This window comes from Bradyrhizobium sp. WSM4872, from assembly GCF_055811715.1.
Genome location: NZ_JBVVPT010000011.1, coordinates 67,201 through 92,639 on the forward strand (window position 1 = coordinate 67,201; position 25,439 = coordinate 92,639).

Here is a 25,439-nt window from a genome sequence, read left to right on the forward strand (position 1 = left end):
GCCCCCGGGGGGCGGGGCCGCCCCCCCCCCCCCGGCCCCGCACGCCGGGGGGGGCACGGGGCTGGGCCACCCCCCCCCCCGCCCCCCCCCCCCGGGGGGGGGGGGGCCGGGGGGGGGGGGTGCCACACGGGGGTTCTCTCCATCGCGCAAGGCGCTCGCCGCCATCGACGACTGGCACCTTTTGCTGGGCTACCCCTCTCCCTAGCCCTCCCCCACAAGGGGAGAGGGAACGCACCTTCGTCGGGGCACCAGTAGAGGCTCATCGAGCGCCAGGGGTAGTCAGCAGCGTCAGGCCACCGCGGAGATCGGGCGCGGGCTCACGACGTATTCGCGCAGCACCTTGTCGTTGGCGTCGACCTCGATCAGTGCGACGTCGTAGGTCCAGAGATCGGCGAGATGCTGGAGCACCCGCTTGGCGTCGGTCTCGTTGAGCTGCGCGCCCTTGATGACATGGTGATGCAGGATCAGCCGCCGGTCGCCGGAGAGATCGACGTCGACCACCTCGATATTCGCGTCGATGTAGCCGACATCGTGCTGCCGTGCCAGCTCGCGCCGGACGCGGCGGAAGCCGCGCTCGTCGTGAATGGCGTCGACCCGGATGCCGGCGCGTTCCTCGGGATCGTCATGCAGGTGGAACATGCGAAGGTGCCGCATCAGCTTCGGGCTCAGGAACTGGGCGATGAAGCTTTCATCACGGTAGTTGGCCCAGACGTCGCGCAGCACGCCCATCACGTCATTCTTGCCGGCGATGTCCGGGAACCACTCGCGGTCCTCGTCTTCCGGCCGCGTCACGATGCGCTCGATGTCCTGCATCATGGCGAAGCCGAGCGCATAGGGGTTGAAGCCGGAGAAGCGCTGGTCGTCGAATTCGGGCTGGAACACGACGTTGGTGTGCGACTGCAGGAATTCGAGGAAATTGCCGTCGCTGATGCGGCCCTGCTGATGCAGCTTGGTCATGATGCGATAGTGGACGTAGGTCGCCGTCCCCTCGTTCATCACCTTGGTCTGGCTCTGCGGATAGAAATATTGCGCGATGTGGCGCACGATGCGCAACAGCTCGCGCTGCCATGGCGCCAGCCGCGGCGCGCTCTTCTCGAGGAAATACAGCAGGTTCTCCTGCGGCAGGCCGAGCAGCTTGCGGCGGCGTTCGATGCTGAGCGCGGACCGGGTCTTGCTCTTTCCCGCCGGCACGGTGCGCCAGAGGTCGTTGAAGACCTCCTCCTCGTGCTGGCGGCGGCGCCCTGCCCGCTTCTCTTCGGCGCGGAGATCGAGCTTCTTCTTGCCGGGATAGCGGTCGATCCCATGCGACATCAGCGCATGCGCGGCATCGAGGGTGCGCTCGACCTCGACGCGGCCGTAGCGATCCTCGCATTGCATGACGTAGTTCTTGGCGAAATCCAGATAATCCAGGATGCCGTCGGCGTCGGTCCACTGCTTGAACAGATAGTTGTTCTTGAAGAAATGATTGTGCCCGAAGGCGGCATGCGCGATCACCAGGGTCTGCATCGTCGCCGTGTTCTCCTCCATCAGGTAGGAGATGCAGGGGGAGGAGTTGATCACGATCTCATAGGCAAGACCCATGAGGCCCTTGCGGTATGAGGCCTCGTGATACGCAAAGTGCTTTCCGAACGACCAATGCTTGTAGAACAGCGGCATGCCGACCGACGAATAGGCGTCCAGCATCTGCTCGGCGGTGATGACTTCGATCTGGTTCGGATAGACGTCGAGCCCGAGATCTTTCGTCGCTACCTCCTCGCAGGCATCCGTGATGCGCTGCAAGGTGTGAAAATCCCAATCGGCGCCTTCGAACAAGCGTTCCGTCATGGATCGGCTTTCTCCTGGGCAGTGTCGCGGCGCTGGAACAGATCGTGGAACACCGGAAAAATCTCGCTGCGCTCGCTGACCTTGCGCATCGAGAGCGGCGCGCCGCTGTTGCGCAGGCGCTCGTAGAGGGTCCACAGCGAGGAGTCGGACAGATCGAAGGCGCTGCCGCCGGACTCGCCGACCTCGAGATAGGCGAAGAACTGGCAGACCGGCAGGATCTTGTCGGTCAGCAGCATGCCCGCGAGCTCGCCGTCGGAATAGGAATTGTCGCCGTCGGAGGCCTGCGCGGCGTAGATATTCCAGTCCGACGGGCTGAAGCGTTCGCGCACGATCTCGTGCATGGCCTGCAGCGCGCTGGAGACCAGCGTGCCGCCGGAAGCCGGGCCGTAGAAGAAGGTCTGCTCGTCCACCTCCTCGGCGCGATCGGTGTGGCGGATGAAGACGATGTCGACATGCTTGTAGCGGCGCTTCAGGAACACGTAGAGCAGCATGTAGAAGCGCTTGGCGAGATCCTTCATGTGCTCGGACATCGAGCCCGACACGTCCATCAGGCAGAACATCACGGCCTGGGCAACGGGCTTGGGCACCGTCTCGAAGCGGCGGTAGCGGATGTCGAGCGGATCGATGAAGGGAATGCGCTTGGACTTCGCCTTCAGTTTTTCGAGCTGGGCCATCAGCACCAGACGCTCGTCCTCGTCCGCGCAGGCGGCGATGGCGGCTTCGAGTTCTTCGATCTCCTCCTTGCTGGGACGCTTGAGCGCGATACGGCGCGCCATCGCGCGCCGAACCGTCCGGCTCACGGAGATGTTGGCGGGCGAGCCCGACGTGGTGTAGCCGGCGCGCTGGATGCCCTCGCTCTCGGTGTGCGCGATCTTGCGCTTGGCGAGATCGGGAAGTTCGAGATCATCGAGGAAGAGATCAACGAATTCGTCACGGCTGAGCACGAAGCGGAAGGCGTCCTCGCTGTCGCCTTCGCCCGGACCGGAATCCTTGGCGCTGCCCTGGCCGGAGCGCTGGAGGTAGTCACCCTCGATGAACTTCTTGTTCCCGGGCAACACCATGTCGCGCGTTCCGCCGTCGCGGCGGAAACGCGGCTCGTGCATGCCGTCGAGCGGAATCGTGACCTCTCCACCCTCCAGGACGTCCTTGATGTCGCGTTCCTGCGAGGTCTTCTTGACGGCGCCCTGCACCAGGGATTTGGCCCGACGCAAGAACCGCTGCCGGTTCTCGAGACTCTTGCCGCCCGGATTCAGGCGCCTGTCAATAATGTGAATCGGCACTTTTCCATCCGCCTCAACCGGCCTGCTTCACGCGCATGTACCATTCGACGAGCCGGCGAACCTGACGCTCGGTGTAGCCGCGCTCCACCATGCGTGCGACGAACTCGCCGTGCTTCTTCTCCGTCTCGCCGTCCTTCTTCGACCCGAAGGAGATGACCGGAAGCAGGTCCTCGACCTGGGAGAATATCCGCTTTTCGATCACATCGCGAATCTTCTCGTAGGAGATCCAGGTCGGATTCTTGCCACCGTTCTGGGCGCGCGACCGTAACGAGAATTTGACCACCTCGTTGCGGAAATCCTTCGGGTTGGCGATGCCCGCCGGCTTCTCGATCTTGGTCAATTCCTGGTTCAAGAGTTCGCGATCCAGCAGCTGGCCGGTATCGGCATCCTTGAAATCCTGGTCCTCGATCCAGGCATCGGCGTAGTCCACGTAGCGGTCGAACAGGTTCTGGCCGTAATCCGAGTAGGATTCGAGATAAGCCTTCTGGATCTCGTTGCCGATGAACTCGGCATAACGCGGTGCAAGGTCGGCCTTGATGAATTCGAGGTAACGCTTCTCGACTTCCTCGGGCAGCTGCTCGCGCTTGATCGATTGCTCCAGCGCGTACATCAGATGCACGGCGTCGGCGGCGACTTCCTGCGGATCGTGGTTGAAGGTCGCAGCCAGGATCTTGAAGGCAAAGCGGGTGGAAACGCCGTCCATGCCCTCGTCGACGCCGGCGGCATCGCGATATTCCTGGACGCTGCGCGCCTTCGGATCGGTCTCCTTCAGGCTCTCGCCGTCGTAGACCCTCATCTTGGCGTAGGTCGTGGAATTTTCGTGCTTGCGCAGGCGCGACATCACCGAGAACCGCGCCAGCGTTTCCAGCGTCGCGGGCGCGCAAGGCGCGGCCGCGAGCTCGGAGCCCTGGATCAGCTTCTCGTAGATCTTCTGCTCTTCCGTGATCCGCAGGCAATAAGGCACCTTGATCACGCAGATGCGGTCGATGAAGGCCTCGTTGTTCTTGTTGGCCTTGAAGCTCGACCACTCGGCTTCGTTGGAGTGCGCGAGGATGACGCCGGTGAACGGGATCGCGCCTATGTTCTCGGTGCCGATGTAGTTGCCTTCCTGCGTCGCGGTGAGCAGCGGGTGCAGCATCTTGATCGGCGCCTTGAACATCTCGACGAACTCGAGCACGCCCTGGTTGGCGCGGTTGAGGCCGCCGGAATAGCTGTAGGCGTCGGGATCGTTCTGCGCGTAGGTTTCGAGCTTGCGGATGTCGACCTTGCCGACAAGCGAGGAGATGTCCTGGTTGTTCTCGTCACCCGGCTCGGTCTTGGCGATCGCGATCTGGCGCAGCCGTGACGGCTGGATTTTTGCGACCCGAAACTGGGAAATGTCGCCGCCGAAGGCTTCCAGCCGCTTGTAGCACCACGGGCTCATCAGGCCGGTGAGACGGCGGCGCGGAATGCCGTATTTCTCTTCCAGCATCGGGCCGAGCTGATCCGGATCGAACAGGCTGAGCGGGCTTTCGAACACGGGCGAGAGCTCGTCGCCGGCCTTGAGCACGTAGATCGGATGCACTTCCATCAGCGACTTGAGCCGCTCGGCGAGCGAGGATTTGCCACCGCCGACCGGACCGAGCAGATACAGGATCTGCTTGCGCTCTTCGAGGCCCTGCGCCGCGTGACGGAAGAAACCAACGATGCGCTCGATGGTTTCTTCCATGCCGTAGAAGCCGGCGAAGGCCGGATAGGTGCGGATCGTGCGGTTCAAAAAAATACGGCCAAGGCGTGGGTCCTTGGCCGTGTCAATCGTCTGGGGCTCACCGATCGCTGCTAGCAGTCGTTCGGCCGCGTTCGCGTATTTCATGGGATCGCTTCGACACGATTCCAGATATTCCGCCATCGACATGTCGTGTTGGCTTCTCGCCTCGAACGACTTAGCGAAAGCGTTGAATAGAGAATCGTTGTACATGATCCCTCTCCGCGTGAGTTCCGCTACACAATTGAACGAAAGCAGCGACCGGACCGTTCCTTAGCGCCACTCTCGAATCAGCGTGAGCACATGACGATCATTCGACACCCGGGCGCCTTCTCGGCGCAACGCACAACGTAGGCACAGGGTGAGTTACGAACAGGCACCTGCCTGATATTTGAGCGAATCTTTGTCTATATTGGCTCATTTCCAGAAAATGTCACTCGCTCGCAACATCCGGGCATTACCGGGGATGCGTTCATCCGGCGCCGCATCATAGCCGTCTGCGAACGGCGATCTTATGACGCTTGTACGGCGAAGCCTTGGGTGCCGCGTTCATCTTCCTGCTGCAATGCGGTGCGCGGACCGCCGGCGGCGTGACAGTCGCGGCAAGCGCGCAGCAGTGTATCAAAATCGGTCGCCAGGCCCTCCGACCGGATGACGATGCGATCGTCCGTCACACCGCGGGCCAAGCCGCGGATGCTGCAAAGCTGCCGCTGCAAGGCCGGCGTCGGCGTCAGCACGATCACCTTGCGCCCGCGGCGTTGTTCAGCCGAAATCTCTGCGATCGAGTCCCACAGCAGAAATTCATTGCCGATGCGGAGGTCGCGAATGCCGTAGGGGGTGACGATCACCACCGATCCCCGCTCGGCGGGGAGCATCCAGATCAGCCGACCGGTCATGACGGCGAATGCCACCACGCCGGCACAGCCGAGCGTCGTGTCGTAATCGCCAAAAGCGTTCCACCAGCCCAAGGCGAGCGTTGCGCTGAGCAGCGTCATTGCGAAGCCCGCTACGACCAGCAATCGCAGTTGGGTCGTACATGGACCGATTTCGAGATCGTGGGACGCATCGACGCATCCGGCCGACGTGACCGGCTGGGGCATGTCTGTGACAGCGAGCGCCAGACGGTCATGATGTGCTTGCATGCTTTCCCCCAGCATGGCCATTCGCGACCGAGCCACGATGCATCAGGCGGACCGGAATCCGCTGATGAGTACTCCGCGCAGCCGCTAGCGGCGAGGCGAGGCAGCTGGCGTTACACAACAAGGCTTGGCCGATTCCTCACGGCCAACGACCTTTTACGCAACTCGGCTCCCTCTACGCGGATCGCCACGATCGCGACGGAGTTACACTGGAGGATATGACGCACATACCCTTGATTGGTTCCCTCAAGGAAGCATGTAAGCTAGAGGATAGCGCGTCAGGACCGGCGCGGAAACCCCTCGCCCGCAGGCTTGGAGATAAATTAGCATCATGAATCCCGTCAAAGAACTGGAAAAGCACGGACAAGCCGTCTGGCTGGACTTCCTGGCCCGTGGCTTCATCGCCAAGGGCGACCTCAAGCGGCTGATCGATACCGACGGCGTCAAGGGTGTCACCTCCAACCCCTCGATCTTCGAGAAAGCGATCGGCAGCTCGGACGAGTACGACGCGCCGATCGGCAAGGCGTTGAAGCGCGGCGACCGGTCGGTCGCCGACCTGTTCGAGGCCGTCGCGGTCGAGGACATCCAGAACGCCGCCGACGTGCTGCGCCCAGTCTACGACCGCCTCAAGGGGGGCGACGGCTATGTCAGCCTGGAAGTCTCGCCCTATCTGGCGATGGACACGGGTGAAACGGTCACAGAGGCGCGGCGGCTCTGGAAGGACGTCAACCGCAAGAACCTGATGGTGAAGGTGCCGGCAACGCCTGAGGGCCTGCCGGCGATCGAGACCCTGATCGGCGACGGCATCAGCATCAACATCACGCTGCTGTTCTCCAGGGACGTCTATCTGCAGGTTGCCGAGGCCTATCTCGCCGGTCTGGAGACATACGTCGCAGGTGGCGGCGACCCCTCGCACGTGGCGAGCGTGGCGAGCTTTTTCGTCAGCCGCATCGACTCGGTGGTCGACAAACAGCTCGACGAGAAGATCGCCCGCGCCAACGACCCGAGCGAGAAGGAACGGCTCGCCGCGCTGAAGGGCAAGGTCGCGATCGCCAATGCGAAGGTCGCCTATCAAGATTACAAGCGCCTGTTCTCGGGTCCCCGCTGGGACAAGCTCGCAGCCAAGGGCGCCAAACCGCAGCGCATGCTGTGGGCCTCGACCGGCACCAAGAACAAGGATTACAGCGACGTCCTCTATGTCGAGGAATTGATCGGCCCCGACACCATCAACACAGTGCCGCCGGCGACGCTGGATGCGTTCCGCGACCACGGCAAGCCGCGCGACAGCCTGGAAGAGAATGTCGACGACGCCAGGCGCGTGCTGGAGGAGCTGGAGCGCTCCGGCGTGTCGCTCGATGCCATCACAGAGGAACTCGTCAAGGACGGCGTCAAGCAGTTTGCCGACGCCGCCGACAAGCTCTATGGCGCGGTCGCACACAAGCGCGCCACGGTGCTCGGGCCCGCGATCGACCGCCAGCTGCTCTCGCTCGGCGACGGGCTCGGCAAGGCCGTGGCTGAGAGCACCGAGGAATGGCGCGCGTCAGCCAAGATCCGTAGGCTGTGGCAGCGCGACAAATCGGTCTGGACCGGCACCGACGAGGACAAATGGCTCGGCTGGCTCGACAGCGCCGCCAAGGCCGACGTCGCCGATTACGAGGATTATGCCAGCCGCGTGAAAGGCCAGAAATTCTCCGACGCCGTCGTGCTCGGCATGGGCGGCTCGAGCCTCGGGCCGGAGGTGCTGGCCGAGACCTTCGGCAAGAAGCCCGGGTTCCCGAAGCTGCACGTGCTGGATTCCACCGATCCGGCGCAGGTGCGGGCAATGGAGGCCAGGATCGACATCGCAAACACCGTGTTCATCGTTTCCAGCAAATCCGGCGGCACCACCGAACCGAATGCGATGAAGGATTATTTCCACGAACGCGTTGCGCAGGCGGTCGGGCCGAAGGTCAAGACCGGCCATCGCTTCATCGCGGTCACCGATCCCGGATCGTCGCTGGAGAAGGCGGCGAAGACGCTGAGCTATGCGCGCATCTTCCACGGCGAGCCCTCCATCGGCGGACGCTATTCGGTGCTCTCGCCGTTCGGCCTGGTGCCGGCGGCAACCGCGGGCATCGACATCAAGACCTTCATCAAGCACGCGCTTGCGATGGCCCGCTCCTGCGGACCGGACGTGCCACCAAGTGAGAACCCCGGCGTGCAGCTTGGCCTTGCCATGGGCCATGCAGCGCTCGAAGGCCGCGACAAGGTGACGATCCTGTCGTCGAGGAAGATCGCCGATTTCGGCGCCTGGGCCGAGCAGCTCATCGCGGAATCGACCGGCAAGGACGGCAAGGGCCTGATCCCGATCGACGGCGAGCCGCTGGGCGAGCCCGCGGTCTACGGCAATGACCGGCTCTTCATCGACATCCGTATCGAGGGCGAAGCGGACGCCGCCCATGACTCGCAGCTTGCGGCGATCGAGGCGGCCGGCCATCCCGTCGTGCGCATCGTGATGAAGTCGATCGACCATCTCGGCCAGGAGTTCTTCCGCTTCGAGATGGCAACGGCGGTGGCGGGCAGCATCCTCGGCATCAACCCGTTCGACCAGCCGGACGTGGAAGCCGCCAAGATCAAGACCCGGGAGCTCACCGCCTCGTTCGAAAAGACCGGCGCGCTGCCCGCGGAGCAGCCGGTCGTCAGCACGGATGAGGCCGATCTCTACACCGACAAGGCCAACGCTACGGCCCTGCGCGCGGCCGGCGCCAACGGCGACCTCACCTCATGGCTGAAGGCGCATCTGTCGCGCTCCAACCATGGCGATTATGTCGCCCTGCTCGGCTACATCGCCCGCGACAAGGCGACGATCGACGCACTCCAGGCCATGCGGCTCGAAGTGCGCGAGAAGCGACATGTCGCAACCTGCGCCGAGTTCGGCCCGCGTTTCCTGCACTCCACAGGGCAAGCCTACAAGGGCGGCCCCGACAGCGGCGTGTTCCTCCAGATCACCGCCGACGATGCGAGGGACCTGCCGGTGCCGGGCCAGAAGGCGAGCTTTGGCGTCATCAAGGCCGCGCAGGCGCGCGGCGATTTCGACGTGCTCACCGAGCGCGGCCGGCGCGCGCTGCGGGTCCACCTGAAGGGCGGGCTCAAGAAGGGTCTCGCGGCGCTCAATGCGGCGCTCAACGACGCACTGAACTAAGGGAATTTCTCAAATGCAACTCGGCATGATCGGCCTCGGCCGGATGGGCGGCAACATCGTTCGCCGGCTGATGCGCCACGGCCACTCGACCGTGGTCTACGACAAGGACGCCAGGGCCGTCGCGGGCCTTGCCGCAGACGGCGCCGTCGGCTCGGCGACGTTCGAAGAGTTCATTGCGAAACTGGAGCGGCCGCGCACGGCCTGGGTGATGCTGCCGGCCGGCCACATCACCGAGACCACGATCGACACGATCGCGGGCGCGATGCAGGAAGGCGACGTCATCATCGACGGCGGCAACACGTTCTGGCAGGACGACGTCCGCCGCGGCAAGGCGCTGAAGGAGCGCGGCATCCACTATGTCGACGTCGGCACCTCCGGCGGCGTCTGGGGCCTCGACCGTGGCTATTGCATGATGATCGGCGGCGAGAAACAGGTGGTCGATCGGCTCGATCCGATCTTCGCCGCGCTCGCGCCCGGCGCCGGCGACATTCCACTCACGGAGGGACGTGAGGGGCGCGATCCCCGCATCGAGCAGGGCTACATCCATGCCGGGCCGGTCGGCGCCGGGCATTTCGTCAAGATGATCCACAACGGCATCGAATACGGCTTGATGCAGGCCTATGCCGAAGGTTTTGACATCCTCAAGAACGCCAATATCGAGGCCTTGCCGGCGGATCATCGTTACGATTTCGATCTCGCCGACATCGCAGAAGTCTGGCGGCGCGGCAGCGTGATCCCGTCCTGGCTGCTCGACCTCACCTCGACGGCACTGGCCGACAGCCCGGCGTTGGCGGAATATTCCGGCTTCGTCGAGGATTCCGGCGAAGGACGCTGGACCGTCAATGCCGCGATCGACGAGGCGGTGCCGGCTGAAGTCCTGACCGCGGCGCTCTACGCGCGTTTCCGGTCCCGCAAGGAACACACCTTCGCCGAAAAAATTCTCTCCGCCATGCGTGCGGGATTCGGCGGCCACAAGGAGCCGAAACAGCCGGGCGCGTCGAAGCCGAAATAAGAAGCTGAAGTAAAAAGCCGAAGTAACAGGTAACAGAGCCAAGGCCGATCATTCGTGACAAAAGACCCGCAAGCCAAGCGCAAGCCGGAAAACTGCGCCTTCGTCATCTTTGGTGTCACCGGCGACCTCACCCATCGGCTGGTGATGCCGTCGCTCTACAATCTGGCGGCCGAGCATCTGTTACCGGAAAAGTTCTGCGTGGTCGGCGTCGCCCGCAGGAGCCAGTCGGACGACGAGCTGCGCGACGGCCTGATGAAGGGCCTGCGCCAGTTCGCAACCCGGCCCGTGGACGACGACATCGCTAAAAGGCTGCTGGAATGCGTGACCTTCGTCGAGGCCGACGCAAAGGATCCGCCCTCGTTTGATCGCCTGCGCGAGCATCTGGATTCGCTGGAATGCGCACAGGACACCGGCGGCAACCGCCTGTTCTATCTGGCAACGCCGCCCGCCGCATTCGCACCGACCGCGCGCGAGCTCGGCCGCACCGGCATGATGAAGGAGAACGGCGCCTGGCGACGGCTGGTGATCGAGAAGCCGTTCGGCACCGACCTTGCCTCGGCCAAGGCGCTGAATGCAGAGCTGCTGAAGATGATGGAGGAGCACCAGATCTACCGGATCGACCACTATCTCGGCAAGGAGACGGTGCAGAACATTCTGGTGCTGCGCTTTGCCAACGGTATGTTCGAGCCGATCTGGAATCGCAACCATATCGACCACGTCCAGATCACCGTGGCGGAGAAGCTCGGCGTCGGCCATCGCGGTGGCTTCTACGATGCCACCGGCGCGTTGCGGGACATGGTGCCGAACCATCTGTTCCAGTTGATGTCGCTGGTGGCGATGGAGCCGCCCGCCCGCTTCGACGCGCATTCCGTGCGTTCCGAAAAGGCCGAAGTGCTCAGCTCGATCCAGCAGCCGGGCCACGAGGACGCGCTGAGGAATTCGGTCCGCGCGCAATATCTCGCGGGGCGCATCGGCGACGACGAGATCATCGACTATCGCAAGACCGAGGATGTCAGGCCCGGCAGCACCACGGAGACCTTTGTCGCGCTGAAGCTGATGATCGACAATTGGCGCTGGGCCGGCGTGCCGTTCTATCTGCGGACCGGCAAGGCGCTCGGCCACAAGCGCACGGAAGTGGCCATCAAGTTCAAGCAGGCGCCGCTGTCGATGTTCTCAGGCACAGCGGTCGATCGCCTGTCGCAGAACTTTCTCACCATCGGCATCGCGCCGACCGAGACCATCGAGCTTCAGTTCAACGCCAAGATTCCGGGGCCGAGCATCACCATCGACGGCGTGGAGATGAAGTTCCGCTACGGCGACTATTTTCGGGCCGATCCCTCGACCGGCTACGAGACGCTGATCTACGACTGCATGATCGGCGACAACATCCTGTTCCAACGCGCCGACGGCATCGAAGCCGGATGGCAGGCCGTGCAGCCGTTCCTGGACGCCTGGAAGAGTGAAGGCACCAACGGCATCGAAACCTATGAGGCCGGCAGCGACGGCCCGGCCTGCGCCGACGAGTTGCTGCGGCGCGACGGCCGAAGCTGGCGGAAGTTTACGTGACGGCGACGGCCGGACAGCCGAAGCTGATCGTCGAGCCCGACGTCGATTCACTCGCGCGGGCCGCGGCCGAGCGGGTGATGGCGCGAATCGCGGCTAATCCCGGGCGCATTGCGATCTGCCTGACCGGCGGCTCCAGCCCAAAGAGGCTCTACCAGCTACTGGGCAGCGAGGCCTGGCGCGAAAAGATCCCGTGGGAGCGCGTGCACTGGTTCATCGGTGACGAGCGCTTCGTGCCCGAAAGCGATCCCCTCAACAACATGGCGGTCGCGCGCGCGACCTTTCTCGATCGCAACGCGCCCTCCGGCCATGTTCACCCGATCCCGACGACGACTGACACCCCCGATCAGAGCGCCGAGGCCTATGCGCGCGAGCTGCAGGCTTTCTACGGCGCTGCAAGCCTGGATCCCGCACGGCCGCTGTTCGACATGGTTTTGATGGGCGCAGGTCCCGACGGCCACACCGCTTCGCTCTTCCCGGGCTACCCCGCGATCGAGGAGACCGGGCGCTGGGTGGTCGGCGTCCCCAAGGCCAATGTTGCCCCCTTCGTGCCGCGGGTCACGCTCACCCTGCCCGCGCTGGCGACCTGCCGCGAAATGCTGTTCGAGATAGCGGGGCATGACAAGCAGCCGATCTTGACGCGCCTGCTCAATGGCGAGACTCTGCCGGCTGTACGCGCGCGCTCTAATGGCGAGACCGTCTGGCTGGTCGACCAGGCCGCGCTTCCGGAGGGAATTCGTGGCCGGCGTTGAAGCACCTTGTGCATTGATCGTGATGGGCGTGTCGGGCTCGGGCAAGAGTACGGTTGCAAAAGCGCTCGGCGAGCGCCTCGGCTGGCGATTCGAGGACGGAGACAGCTTTCATCCCGCCAGCAATGTCGAGAAGATGCGGGCTGGCCATCCCCTCACCGACGAGGACCGCTGGCCCTGGCTCAACGCCATTGCCGACGAGATCGCGCGGGTCTGCGACAACGGCGGGCAAATCATCATTGCCTGCTCGGCGCTGAAGCACACTTATCGTGACGTGCTCCTGCGCGGACGCGACGACGTCCGCTTCATATTCCTGAGGGGTACGAAGGAGCTGATCGCCGCCCGCCTCGCGCAACGCAAGGGGCACTTCATGCCGCCCGGCCTGCTGACGAGCCAGTTCGACACGCTGGAGCCGCCGGAGGCCGGCGAGCACGTGATCACCGTCTCGATCGACGAATCCGTCGAGGCAATCGTGGACGGCGTCTTGCGACAATTGAAGCTGGGTGGCGCAATACCCAAGGTTCTGCCATGACAAAAATCTCGCTCGTCGTCTCCGACGTCGACGGCACGCTGCTGACCAAGGACAAGACGCTGACCGACCGCGCGAGGTCCGCGGTGCAGCGTTTGCACCGGGCCGGCATCGGCTTCACGATTACGTCGAGCCGCCCCGCGATCGGCATGCGGTTCCTGATCGAGCCGCTGGCGCTCTGGCTGCCGGTCGGCCCGTTCAACGGCTCCTCGATCGTCGACCCCGAGATGAATCCGGTCGAGCAGCATCTCATCCCGGCCAGCGCGGCCGAGCGAAGCTTGCAAATTCTCCGGGACTTCGGCGCCGATATCTGGCTGTTCACCACCGACAAATGGCTGATCGACAGGCCTGATGGCCAATACGTCGCTCACGAGCAGCACACCATCCGCTCCGATCCCACCATCGTCGCGGACTTTTCACCGTATCTCGCGAGTGCCTGCAAGATCGTCGGCGCCAGCGCCGATGCGGCGGGCCTCGAAGCCTGCGAGAAGGCGATGCAGAAAGCGCTCGGCAGCGAGGCGATGGCGGTGCGCTCGCAGACCTACTACCTCGACATCACCCCGCCCGGCTTCGACAAGGGCACCTTCGTGCAAGCCATGGCGAAGCGTCTCGGCATTTCAACGGACGCAGTGGCCACCATCGGTGACATGCAGAACGACCTCGCGATGTTCCGCGTCAGCGGCGTCTCGATCGCGATGGGCAATGCGGCCGACAACGTCAAGGACCGGGCCACCCACGTTACCGCGACAAACGAGCAGGACGGTTTTGCCGAGGCGATGGAGATGATCTTGAAGCGGAACGGGAGTGGGTAGACGGGCCGACGGGACGAGACTCGACTGGCGCCGCAATGGAAGTGCGTTCCCTCCCCCTTGTGGGGGAGGGTTAGGGAGAGGGGTAGCCCAGGAAAAGGTGCCGTTGTTGGTGATGCACCCGGGGCGGGGGCGCTACCGATAGAATCCCCGTGTGACACCCCCCTCCCTGCGCCTCCCCCACAAGGGGGGAGGGAACGGAGAGAGCGCCGCCAACCTCACTTCGACCGCTGCATCGCCGGCTTCTGGCTGCCCTGCCTTGCCGCCGACAGATTATGCGCCGTGTTGACCAGCGCGATATGGGTCAGCGCCTGCGGGAAATTGCCGGTCTGACGCCTGGCGCCTGAATCATATTCCTCGGCCAGCAGCCCGACGTCATTCGCGATACCGACCACGCGATCGAACAAGATCTGCGCCTTGTCGAGATCGCCTGACAGCACATGGGCATCGGCCAGCCACAGGCTGCAGGCGAGGAAGGCGCCTTCGAGCGGCGGCTGCCCCGCAGGCACCTCGCGGGGATCGTGCCGCAGCACGAAGCCGTCGCGGAGCATGTGGTTTTCGACCGCCGCGATGGTGCCGCGAATGCGCGGATCCGACGCGTCCAGGAAGCCGACGGCCGGCAGCAGCAGCACGCTGGCATCGAGCAGCTTCGAGCCGTAGGACTCGACGAAGGCGTTTTCGCTCGCGTCGAAGCCCCGGTTGCAGACGTCGCGATGAATGGCGTCGCGCAAGGTGCGCCAGTGCAGCAGCGGCGCCTTGAAGCCGAAGGTCTCGGCGCTCTTGATGCCGCGATCGAAGGCGACCCAGGTCATCACCTTGGAGAAGACATAGTGCTTCGGCTCTCCGCGTCGCTCCCAGATGCCGTGATCGGGCTGGTCCCAGGCTTCGGCGAGATGCTTGAGCACGGCGCATTCCAGCGCCCAGCTCTCGTCGTCGAGCTTGAGCTTGGCCATCCGCGACTGGTGGAAGGCGTCGATCAGTTCGCCGTAGACGTCGAGCTGGAGCTGCGCATGCGCGGCATTGCCGACGCGCACCGGCTGTGCGCCTTCGTAGCCGTCGAGCCAAGTCGCCTCCCATTCCAGCAGCCGCCGCTGGCCCCAGATGCCGTACATGATCTGCATGTTCGCCGGCGAGCCCGCCGCCGCACGCAACAGCCAACTGTGCCAAGCGGAGGCTTCCTCGGTGTAACCCGAGTTCATCAGCGCCAGCAGCGTGAAGGTGGCATCGCGCAGCCAGCAGAAGCGGTAGTCCCAATTCCTGGCGCCGCCGAGCTTCTCCGGCAACGAGGTGGTCGGCGCCGCGACGATGCCGCCGGTCGGACCGAAGGTCAGCGCCTTGAGTGTGATCAGCGAGCGCACGACCAGGTCGCGATAGTCGCCATCGCGATTACAGTGGCTGCACCAGTCCTGCCAGAATTTTTCCGTCTCCTGAAGCGCGAGCTCCGGATCGATCGGCGCGGGCGGCTCGAGATGCGAGGGACCGTAGGTCAACACGAACGGCACGGTCTCGCCGGCCTTGACCTCGAAATCAGAAACCGTGGTCAGATCCTCGCCGCGGGTCTTCGCCGGCGTCCGCAGCACGGTCATGTCCTGCCCCGCGACCGCCAGCAGGGAATGGTCGATCCGCCGCACCCACGGGATGTCGACGCCGAAGCCGAAGCGGATGACGAGCTCCATCCGCATCTTCACCGTGCCGCTGACACCGCGGACCAGCCGCACGATATCGGAGGCCTTGCCGCGCGGCGGCATGAAGTCGATCAGCGCGACGGTGCCGCTGTCAGTCTCAAAGCGCGTTTCGAGGATGAGGGTGTCGCCGAGATAGCGGCGCGACGTCGCGGTGACGTCCTCGCCCGGCGCGATCAGCCAGCGGCCGTTCTTGTGCGTGCCGAGGAGCGCGGCAAAGCAGGCGTCGGAATCGAAGGCCGGCCAGCACAGCCAGTCGATCGAGCCGTTGCGGCCGACCAGCGCCGCGGTCTCGCAGTCGCCGATCAGCGCATAGTCCTCGATTTTCTGAGACAATGTCGTGCGAGCCTCGAAAACGACGTCCAGTGACCCCGCCGATCAACGCCCGCCGGGCAACGAGCGTTCCCGCGTCGCGGCCTTCAAAGCCGCGACATCGACTTTCGAGGCAATCTTGTCGAGCGTCACAGGCAGGCGCTGGCGCCAGTTCGGATGCTCGTCGATCGTACCGGGAATGTTGGGCTGGTCGATCACGCCGAGCAGATCCTCCAGCGACACCGCAAGCAGCCGCGACGGCGTGCGCGACAGGAAGGCGAGCACCGAATAGACATCATTGGCATGGATGCCGTTGGCACGCAGGATCTCGTCGAGCAGGCCCAGCGCATCCCAGCGGGCCTGATCGTTCTCGCCGGGATCGAGCCCGAGCGAGCGCTTCATCTTGAGATCGCTGAAGGAGCGCCAGCCGGCATAGGTCGACAAATCATGGGTGTTCAGCGTCACCAGCGCGTTGGGCCGGTAGTGATCGACGGGCCGGAAGTGACCGGCATCGTCGCGCTCGAACATCATGACGAGGTAGGACCAGATGCCGAAATCCTGCATGGTCTCGCGAAAACCTTCCGGCACCGTGCCGAGGTCCTCGCCGATCACGATGCACTTATGGGCGGCGCTCTCGCGCGCCACGGTCGCCAGCAGCGCCTCGAACGGCATCTGCACATAGGCGCCGTTGTCGGGCTTGAAGCCGCGCGGCACCAGATACAGCCGCTTCAGGCCCAACACGTGGTCGAGACGGATGGCCCCGGAATGGCGCATCGAAGCCGCAAGCATATCGGCAAACGGCACGAAGGATTGCGCCTCCAGGCCGCCGGCGTTGAAACCCGCAAGCCCCCAATCCTGGCCGATGGTGTTGAGCACGTCCGGCGGCGCGCCGACGGCGAGATGGCGGGAAATCGCCCCCTGCTCGTTCCAGGCGTCGAAGCCGTTCGACTGCACGCCGACAGCCACGTCGAGATAGAGCCCGACCCGCATGCCGAGCTGGCCGGCCAGCTCCTTGGCGGCATGTAATTGGCTATCAGCCGTCCATTGCACGAATTCGACGAACTCGACCTCGTGCTGGTCGGGCCCGCCGCGAAGCTCGGCGCATTTCGCCTCGTCCGGCTGCTGCCATTCCATGGGCCATTCCCACCACGGCGCCGCGAAGCGATGACGGAGCACCTCGAAGCAGGCAAAACGGGACAACAGCGGCGCGCGAGCCGCGCGGAAGGCGTCGAACTGGTTGCGGCGGACGCCGCTCGCGGTTTTCACGAAGCTGTCGAAGGCGGCGCGCAGGCCGAGCCATTTCAAGGCCGCCATGTCCGGATAGGGCACGCGATCGCCGTCGCGGAGCCGCGCGGCGGTCGCGGCCACGTCGGGGACGAGGTCTGCGGAAAATTCCGGGATCGCCTCGACGTCGATATAGAGCGGATTGAGAAACAGCCGGCTGTTCGGCGAATAAGGGCTGCAATCGGCCGGATGGTCGTCGAACAACACATGCAGGGGATTGAGCCCGACGCCGTCGGCCCCCAACTGCTTGGCGAGCCGGACGAGACCGGCGAGATCGGTGAAATCGCCGATGCCCCAATTGCGGTCCGACCGGACGCTGTAGAGCTGCACGGCAAGCAGCCAGCCGCGGTCGAAATCGCCGCCGAAAGCCCGCTCCGGCGCCACGATCATCGGCACCTCTTCCGTCACGCCTTCGGCATCGGTCAGCGTCAGGCGGTGATAGCCGAGCGGCAGGCCCGCGGGCCAGGCAATCACGGGCTCGCGCGTCTCACCTTGCGCGATCAAATTGCCGTTGCCGGTCATCTTCCATTTGAGCGGCGGCGCACCGATCGCCACCAATTCGGTGCGCGGCTGTCCCAAGGCGCGGACCACCACGGGCCCGCTGACAAAGCGGTAAACCCGCTTCTCCGGCAGGGCGTCGAGGATAGATTTGAGGGCCACGGGATCGGTGACCCGCAGCTTTCCGAGGGCATCGACGAATTCAGATTGAACGCCCTTGATCCGGGCTTGAGCTAAAAGATCCATTCGGCACGCAGCTTGCAGGCCATTTTTTGGCCGGGGGCATCGATTTTAACGAGGTCGCGGAAGAGGTTAGTCAGGTCAACTCGCAAGCCGCGCCTGCCGTTCCCCAGGGAACCAATGACACACAAGCGGCTTTCTATAGTGGTATCAAGCGTAGGTTCCCGGCAAGGGAAACGGGCTCCTGCTTTCTTGTCAATGGCATCACCGTGAACAAGACAATTCAAACTGTCGAGAGTGCCGCAGCCGGCAGCACTTTCCTCATCGAGGACGTCTATCCCCTGATCGACGGCGGGCGCTTCCCCGTGAAGCGGATCGCGCGCGAACCGGTCGAGGTCTGGGCCGACATCTACCGGGACGGCGACGCCGTGATCGGCGCAACGCTGATCTGGCGACAGGAGCAGGACCGCGAATGGCAGAGCGAGCCGATGATCCCTCACGGCAATGACCGCTGGTCCGGCGCGTTCACACCCGTCGAGCCCGGCAAATATGTCTATGCGATCGAAGCCTGGACCGACGAGTTCGCGACGTGGTCGCACGCGGTCGCGCGCAAGCAGCGCTCCGGTGCCGACGTCACTCTCGATGCGATCGAGGGCGCGGGCCTCCTGACCAAGGCGCATGGCGCGCAGCAGGACGCCGCCGCTGTCATCGTGAGACAATGCGAGGACTATCTTCAGACCGGCGATGTTGCCCCGCTGCTGGCAACCGAGCTCGGCGCAGCCATGGCCGAGAGCCAGTCGCGGCCTGATCTCACGCGCTCGGCGCTATTCCCGCTGTTCGTCGACCGCGACAAGGCGCGCTTCGGCGCCTGGTATCAGATGATGCCGCGCAGCCAGAGCGTGGTGCCAGGACAGCACGGCACGCTCCGCGACTGCATCGCGCGCGTGCCCGACATCGCCGCGATGGGCTTTGACGTGCTCTACTTCACGCCGATCCATCCCATTGGCCGCACCCGACGCAAGGGCCGCAACAACGCGCCGGTGGCGGGCGACGGCGATCCCGGCTCGCCTTATGCGATCGGCGCCATCGAGGGCGGGCACGATGCGCTGCACCCCGAACTCGGCACGATCGAGGATTTTCGCGCGCTGGTCGCGACCTGCCTGGAATACGGCCTCGAGCTCGCGCTCGACTTCGCCGTGCAATGCTCGCCGGACCACCCGTGGCTGACGCAGCATCCGGAATGGTTCAAATGGCGCCCGGATCGCTCGGTGCGGACGGCTGACGGGCCCTATTCCGATATCGTCATCCCCGATTTCACGTCCGTCGACCGGGCTGGACTGTGGAACGCGTTTCGCGACGCCATGCTGTTCTGGATCGACCACGGCGTCACCATCTTTGCAATCGACAATCACGACACCGCGCCGCTCGCCTTCTGGGAGTGGCTGATCCGTGACATCCGCCGCCGGCATCCCGAGGTGATCCTGTTCTCCAAGACGTTCGCGCGCCCGAAGCTGATGAAAGGCCTCGCCAAGCTCGGCTTTGCACAATCGTTCAGCTATTTCCCCTGGCGAACGGCGAAGTGGGAGCTGGAGCAATATCTCGGCGAGCTGACGCGCTATCCCGAACGTGACTTCTATCGGCCGAACCTCTTCGTGAATACGCCCGATCTTTTGCCCTATCATCTCCAGGGCGGCGAAACCTGGGCGTTCAAATCGCGCGGCGCGCTGGCGGCGACGCTGTCCGGTAATTACGGCATCTACAGCGGGTTCGAGTTGCTGGAGCACGACGCGATCCCCGGCCGCGAGGAGTATCTCGACTCCGAGAAATACCAGATCAAGCAGCGCGACTGGAACAAGCCCGGCAACATCAAGACCTACATCACGGAGCTCAATCGCATCCGCAACGAGAATGCTGCGCTTCAGCAGACGGCGAACCTGCGCTTCCTCGGCATCGAAGACGGCGAGACGATCGCTTTCGTCAAGGAGGCGATCGACCCGACCAACATCGTCGTGGCCGTGGTTGCGCTCTCGCGCCACGTGCGCGAATTCTGGTTGCCGCTCGGCGACGTCACGGTTGACGCCGGCGGGCAGCGACACCATGTGTCGGCACTCGAAAACCTCCTCACCGGCGAACAGGCCCGCATCGAATGGGGCGGGATCAGATTGCGTATCGATCCCGAGCGCGATCCGGCGCTGCTGTTCCGCTGCCTGGCGTAAAGGCGCACGCCATGAACGTATTGTCTTCCGTCGACACCAAGAAAGCCGAGGCTGCCGAGATCGTGGATGAACTCTGGTACAAGGACGCCATCATCTATCAGCTCCACGTCAAGGCGTTTGCCGATAGCAATCAGGACGGCATCGGCGATTTCGCAGGGCTGACAGAGAAGCTGCCTTATCTCCAGGAGCTCGGCGTCACCGCGCTGTGGCTGCTGCCGTTCTATCCTTCGCCCGGCCGTGACGACGGCTACGACATCGCCGATTACGGCGCGGTCAATCCCGATTTCGGGACCATGAAGGATTTCAAGCGCTTCATCCAGGAAGCGCAGAAGCGGGGCTTGCGCGTCATCACCGAGCTCGTCGTCAACCACACCTCGGACCAGCACAATTGGTTCAAGCGCGCGCGCCGCAGCCCTCCAGGCTCGAGCGCCCGCAACTGGTATGTCTGGAGCGACACCGACCAGAAATATCAGGGCACCCGCATCATCTTCACCGACACCGAGAAGTCGAACTGGACCTGGGATCACGAGGCCGGCGCGTTTTACTGGCACCGCTTCTTCTCGCACCAGCCGGATCTCAATTTCGACAATCCGCGGGTCGTCAGCGCCCTGATCCAGGTGATGAAGCGCTGGCTGGACGCCGGCGTCGACGGCTTCCGCCTGGATGCCATTCCCTATCTCTGCGAACGCGAAGGCACCTCGAACGAGAACCTCCCGGAGACGCATGCCATCATCAAGCGGCTGCGCCACGAGCTGGATTCCTACTCCAAGGGCAAGCTGCTGCTGGCCGAGGCCAATCAATGGCCGGAGGACGTGCAGGAATATTTCGGCCGCGGCGACGAGTGCCACATGGCCTACCACTTCCCGCTGATGCCGCGCATCTACATGGCGATCGCGCAGGAGGACCGTTTCCCGATCACCGACATCCTGCGCCAGACGCCGGACATTCCTGCGAGCTGCCAATGGGCGCTGTTCCTGCGCAACCATGACGAACTGACGCTGGAGATGGTGACCGACGTCGAGCGCGACTATCTGTGGACCACCTACGCCAACGACCCGCGCGCCCGCATCAATGTCGGCATCCGCCGGCGCCTCGCGCCGCTGATGGACAATGACCGGCGCAAGATCGAGTTGATGAACTCGCTGCTGCTGTCCTTCCCGGGAACGCCGATCATCTATTACGGCGACGAGATCGGGATGGGCGACAACATCTATCTCGGCGACCGCAACGGCGTGCGCACGCCGATGCAGTGGAGCCCGGACCGCAACGGCGGCTTCTCGCGCTGCGACCCGGCCCGCCTCTATGCGCCGCTGATCATGGATCCCGTCTACGGCTACGAATCGGTGAACGTGGAGGCGCAGTCGCGCAGCCTGTCGTCGCTGCTCAGCGCAACCAAGCGCCTGATCTCGGTGCGCAAATCGACGCTCGCCTTCGGCCGCGGCACCATGACCTTCATCCGCCCGGCCAACCGCGCCGTGCTGGCCTATGTCCGGCAGTACCACGACGAGGTGATCCTCTGCGTCGCCAATCTGTCGCGCGCGGCCCAGGCGACCGAGCTCGATCTGTCGCCCTGGAAGGACCGCATCCCGCAGGAGATGCTCGGCCGCACGCGTTTTCCGGCGATCGGCGAACTGCCCTACATGGTCACGCTGGGGCCCTATGGCTTCTACTGGTTCCAGCTCACCGAGCGCGACAAGTCCGAGCCGGTGACGCCGCGCGCGGTGCCGGAATTCGAGACGCTGGTGGTGCCGGTGAACTCGACCTGGGTGTCGCTGGCGCGCGAGCGCGGCGTGTTCGAGCACGAGGTGCTGCCGGGATTCCTGTCGCGCACGCGCTGGTATCCGGAGCACAATCCCAAGCAGATCAAGCCGACGCTGACCTCGGCGGTGCCGTTCTGCGACATCGGCGACAACAGGCCCTGGATCGCGTTCTTCGAGGCGGCGCAGGGCGACGTCACCACGCGCTACGTGCTGCCGATGCAGATCGAATGGGTGCGCTTCGACCGCGAACGCTTCAATCCCAGGGCGCTCGCCGCCGTGCGCCAGGGTGCCCGCGAAGGCACGCTGCTGGATGTGGCAACCGAGCAGATCTTCATTGGCCTGTTCCTGCGCAACCTGTCGCAGAACCTGGTGGTGGAAGAAAACAATCTGCGGCTGGAGTTCAAGGCGACCAGCCGGTTTGCCGAGTACACCATCAAGGAGCCCGAACGCATCCGCGCGATCGAGCAGTCGAACAGCACGGCGCTGGTCGACAACCAGTATGTCGCCAAGATCTATCGCCAGCTCGAAACCGGCATCAATCCCGAGATCGAGATCGGCTCCTACCTCACCGAAATCGCCCGCTTTGCCAATACGCCGGCACTGCTCGGCAGCGTCGAGCTGGTCGAAGACGACCGCCGCAGCGCAGTCGGCGTGCTGCACGCCTATGTCGAGAACCAGGGCGACGGCTGGGGCGTCACCGCGGGCTATCTCGACCGCTATATCGACGAGCAGCGGGTGCTGCCACCGGGCGAGATGCCCCGCGAGACCCAGGAGCAAGCGCCTTATCTGCACTTCATCGCGCAGATCGGCCGGCGGCTCGCCGAGCTGCATGTGGCTCTGGCCGCCGCAAAGCCAGGCGATCTCGCGCCGGAGCCGATTGGCTCCGCACAAATCAAGCGCTGGTCATCCGAGCTCAAGGCACGGGCCGAGCGGGTTTTCGAGCGGCTGGCCGCCAGCACCGACGGCCTGCGGGAGGTGGACCGACCGCTGATCAATCAGCTCGTCGCGGAGCGCGCGTCCCTGTCGGGCCGGCTCAACGCGCTATTACCTTCCGAGCCCGGCGGGTTGAACATCCGTCATCATGGCGACTTCCGCCTCGGGCAAACTCTGATCGTGAAGGACGATATCTTCATCATCGACTTCGATGGAGATCCGCATTTACCGCTGGCCGGCAAGCGGCGCAAGCTGCCTGCGGCGCGCGACGTTGCTGGCCTGATCCGCTCGATTGATCTTTCGGTTAACGCGGCGCTCCACCGCGCGCTCACGGGTGCCTCCGACGAACAGGGCCGTCTCACGGCTGCGCTCGACGAATGGCGCGAGCGCACCACCGCCACGTTCCTCACCGCCTACCGCGAAGCCATGACCGATCGGCGGCTGTGGCCGGAAGATCCGCAATCCGCGGCAGGCCTGTTAAGGTTTTTCCTGCTTGATCAAGCGTTCGAGGAAGTAGAGTACGAGCTGTCCCACCGGCCTGAGGGGCTCCATGCGCCGCTGTCCGGACTGCTTCGCATTCTGTCCAGTATCGAGAGCGAAGCCCATGCCTAAACTCCCTGCCGAGGCCTATGCGATCATCGAGGGTCGCCACTCCGATCCCTTCCACTATCTCGGGCTGCATCCCGAGGGCGACAAGAGCGTGGTGCGCGCGTTTCTTCCCGATGCCTCGAACGTCGAAGCGGTGGGCGAGCACGGCGAGGTGGCGAAGCTCGATCGTGTCCATGATGCCGGCCTGTTCATCGGCGCTCTACCGAACGGCGCGAAGCACTACCAGCTCCGCGCGAAATTCGGCGACAACGTCATCGAATTCGAGGACACCTATCGCTTTCCGCCGATCCTGACCGATTTCGACCTCTACCTGCTCGGCGAAGGCACCCACCAGCGCCTTTACGACAAGCTCGGCGCGCATCCGATGCGGCTCGAAGGCATCGATGGCATCGGCTTCGTGGTGCTGGCGCCCAACGCCCGGCGTGTCTCCGTGGTCGGCGACTTCAACTTCTGGGACGGACGGCGCCATCCGATGCGGGTGCGGGGCGCGGGCTATTGGGAATTGTTCATCCCGCACGCCAAGGCCGGCGACCACTACAAGTTCGAAATTATCGGACCGCATGGCCATCTGCTTCCGTTGAAGTCCGATCCGATGGCGTTTGCGAGCGAGGTGCGGCCGAAGACCGCTTCCATCGTGTTCGACGAAGCGCATCTGCCACGGCCGCGACCGGCGCCCGACGGCATCAACGCGTTGTCCGCGCCGATGTCGATCTACGAGGTCCATCTCGGCTCGTGGCGGCGCAAGAACGGCAATGAATGGCTGACCTATCGCGAACTGGCCGAGCAGCTGCCGGCCTACGCCCGCGACATGGGCTTCACCCATCTCGAATTCCTCCCCGTCAGCGAGCATCCTTTCGACGGCTCATGGGGCTATCAGCCGACCGGCCTGTATGCGCCGACCAGCCGCTTCGGCACGCCGGAGGACTTTGCCGCGCTGGTCGACGCCTGCCACCGCGAGGGCGTGGGCGTGCTGCTCGACTGGGTGCCCGGCCACTTCCCGGACGATCCGCACGGGCTCGGCAGCTTCGACGGCACGGCGCTGTACGAGCACGCCAATCCGCTCCAGGGCCGCCATCTCGATTGGGGCACGCTGATCTACAATTACGGCCGCACCGAAGTGACGAACTTCCTGGTCTCGAACGCGCTGTTCTGGCTCGAGCGCTACGCAATCGACGGACTGCGCGTCGACGCCGTCGCGTCCATGCTCTACCTCGACTACAGCCGTCCGCCCGGCGCCTGGATTCCGAACCAGCATGGCGGCCGGGAGAACATCGAGGCAATCGCGTTCCTGCGCCGCTTCAACACCGAGCTGTTCGCGCGTTTCCCGCAAGCGACCACGGCCGCCGAAGAGTCCACCGCCTGGCCGCAGGTCTCGCGTCCGGTCGAATTCGGCGGGCTCGGCTTCGGCTACAAGTGGAACATGGGCTGGATGCACGACACGCTGAACTACATCAGCAAGGACCCGATCCACCGCAAGCATCATCACGGCGACATCCTGTTCGGCCTGCACTACGCCTTCTCGGAGAACTTCGTCCTGCCGCTGTCGCATGACGAGGTCGTGCACGGCAAGCGCTCGATCCTCGGGCGCATGCCCGGCGACGAATGGCAGCGCTTTGCGAATTTGCGCGCCTATTACAGCTTCATGTTCGGCCATCCCGGCAAGAAGCTGCTGTTCATGGGCGCCGAGATCGCGCAAAGCCGCGAATGGAATCACGACCAGTCACTCGACTGGCACTTGCTCGAATACAAGCCCCATTCAGGCATCCAGGCGCTGATCCGTGATCTCAACCGGCTCTATCGCGCGGTACCCGCGCTGCACCAGATGGACTGCGAGCAGGCCGGGTTCGAATGGCTGATCACCGACGACGCCAACCGCAACGTGTTCGCATGGCTGCGCAAGGGATTTGACGAGCACGCGCGGTGCATGGTGATCGTCAACTTCTCACCCAACGTCTATCGCAACTACCGCGTTCGCGCGCCCCTCAGTGGCAAGTGGAAGGAAGTCTTCAACTCCGACTCCGCCCATTACGGCGGCAGCAATGTCGGCAACATCGGCGAAGTCCACGCCATCAATGGCGAGCTCCGCCTCACCATTCCGCCGCTCGCTGCGATCTTCCTCGTTCCGGAAAGCTGAA

General features: G+C 64.2%; 15 protein-coding genes. 9 read left to right on the plus strand and 6 right to left on the minus strand.

Annotation, left to right across the window (positions count from 1 at the left end):
- Positions 1-288 precede the first annotated feature (288 nt).
- The 4 genes from AC0L3C_RS17340 to AC0L3C_RS17355 form a co-directional block, all read right to left on the minus strand.
- On the minus strand, positions 289-1,824 hold the full coding sequence (locus AC0L3C_RS17340; RefSeq protein WP_007613791.1) for a SpoVR family protein: 1,536 nt from the start codon (positions 1,822-1,824) through the stop codon (positions 289-291).
- A complete protein-coding gene (locus AC0L3C_RS17345; RefSeq protein WP_473408598.1) occupies positions 1,821-3,098 on the minus strand; it encodes a YeaH/YhbH family protein in 1,278 nt (425 codons plus the stop codon). Before AC0L3C_RS17345 ends, AC0L3C_RS17340 begins: the two co-directional genes overlap by 4 nt.
- Positions 3,099-3,117: 19 nt before the next feature.
- Positions 3,118-5,061 carry a PrkA family serine protein kinase gene (locus AC0L3C_RS17350; RefSeq protein WP_473263569.1) on the minus strand — a complete coding sequence of 648 codons (1,944 nt, stop codon included), beginning with the start codon at positions 5,059-5,061 and terminating at the stop codon, positions 3,118-3,120.
- A 299-nt stretch (positions 5,062-5,360) separates the two neighbouring features.
- On the minus strand, positions 5,361-6,011 hold the full coding sequence (locus AC0L3C_RS17355) for a hypothetical protein (RefSeq protein ID WP_473279342.1): 651 nt from the start codon (positions 6,009-6,011) through the stop codon (positions 5,361-5,363).
- Positions 6,012-6,318: 307 nt separating this feature from the next.
- Here AC0L3C_RS17355 and AC0L3C_RS17360 point away from each other — a divergent pair, with 307 nt between their 5' ends.
- The 6 genes from AC0L3C_RS17360 to AC0L3C_RS17385 are packed head-to-tail and all read left to right on the plus strand — an operon-like array spanning position 6,319 to position 13,833.
- The gene (locus AC0L3C_RS17360) at positions 6,319-9,168 is read left to right on the plus strand and encodes a bifunctional transaldolase/phosoglucose isomerase (RefSeq protein ID WP_473408555.1); all 2,850 of its coding nucleotides are present in this window, start codon (positions 6,319-6,321) and stop codon (positions 9,166-9,168) included.
- A 13-nt stretch (positions 9,169-9,181) separates the two neighbouring features.
- Positions 9,182-10,180 carry a phosphogluconate dehydrogenase (NAD(+)-dependent, decarboxylating) gene (gnd, locus tag AC0L3C_RS17365; RefSeq protein WP_473408556.1) on the plus strand — a complete coding sequence of 333 codons (999 nt, stop codon included), beginning with the start codon at positions 9,182-9,184 and terminating at the stop codon, positions 10,178-10,180.
- Between the two features lie 54 nt (positions 10,181-10,234).
- Entirely contained in the window at positions 10,235-11,746 is a 1,512-nt protein-coding gene (gene zwf / locus AC0L3C_RS17370) for a glucose-6-phosphate dehydrogenase (protein ID WP_473263573.1), read from the plus strand.
- A complete protein-coding gene (gene pgl, locus AC0L3C_RS17375; RefSeq protein ID WP_473408557.1) occupies positions 11,743-12,495 on the plus strand; it encodes a 6-phosphogluconolactonase in 753 nt (250 codons plus the stop codon). Before zwf ends, pgl begins: the two co-directional genes overlap by 4 nt.
- Entirely contained in the window at positions 12,482-13,024 is a 543-nt protein-coding gene (locus AC0L3C_RS17380) for a gluconokinase (RefSeq protein WP_473263575.1), read from the plus strand. Before pgl ends, AC0L3C_RS17380 begins: the two co-directional genes overlap by 14 nt.
- Complete coding sequence (locus tag AC0L3C_RS17385; RefSeq protein WP_473408558.1) at positions 13,021-13,833, plus strand: HAD family hydrolase; 813 nt, start codon at positions 13,021-13,023, stop codon at positions 13,831-13,833. Before AC0L3C_RS17380 ends, AC0L3C_RS17385 begins: the two co-directional genes overlap by 4 nt.
- A gap of 215 nt (positions 13,834-14,048) precedes the next feature.
- On the opposite strand, the gene AC0L3C_RS17390 is transcribed toward AC0L3C_RS17385, so the two are convergent.
- Entirely contained in the window at positions 14,049-15,848 is a 1,800-nt protein-coding gene (locus AC0L3C_RS17390; protein WP_473408559.1) for a glycoside hydrolase family 15 protein, read from the minus strand.
- Positions 15,849-15,890: 42 nt separating this feature from the next.
- A complete protein-coding gene (gene malQ, locus AC0L3C_RS17395; RefSeq protein WP_473408560.1) occupies positions 15,891-17,852 on the minus strand; it encodes a 4-alpha-glucanotransferase in 1,962 nt (653 codons plus the stop codon).
- A gap of 203 nt (positions 17,853-18,055) precedes the next feature.
- Between malQ and AC0L3C_RS17400 the strand changes: the two genes are divergently transcribed.
- Genes AC0L3C_RS17400 through glgB form a run of 3 tightly spaced genes read left to right on the plus strand, consistent with a single transcriptional unit; the run spans position 18,056 to position 25,438 of the window.
- Positions 18,056-20,002, plus strand: coding sequence for a maltotransferase domain-containing protein (locus tag AC0L3C_RS17400; protein WP_473263579.1), 1,947 nt, complete (start codon positions 18,056-18,058; stop codon positions 20,000-20,002).
- 11 nt (positions 20,003-20,013) lie between these two features.
- Entirely contained in the window at positions 20,014-23,307 is a 3,294-nt protein-coding gene (gene treS, locus AC0L3C_RS17405; protein WP_473408561.1) for a maltose alpha-D-glucosyltransferase, read from the plus strand.
- The gene (gene glgB / locus AC0L3C_RS17410) at positions 23,300-25,438 is read left to right on the plus strand and encodes a 1,4-alpha-glucan branching protein GlgB (protein WP_473279349.1); all 2,139 of its coding nucleotides are present in this window, start codon (positions 23,300-23,302) and stop codon (positions 25,436-25,438) included. Before treS ends, glgB begins: the two co-directional genes overlap by 8 nt.
- The last annotated feature ends 1 nt before the right edge of the window (position 25,439 follow it).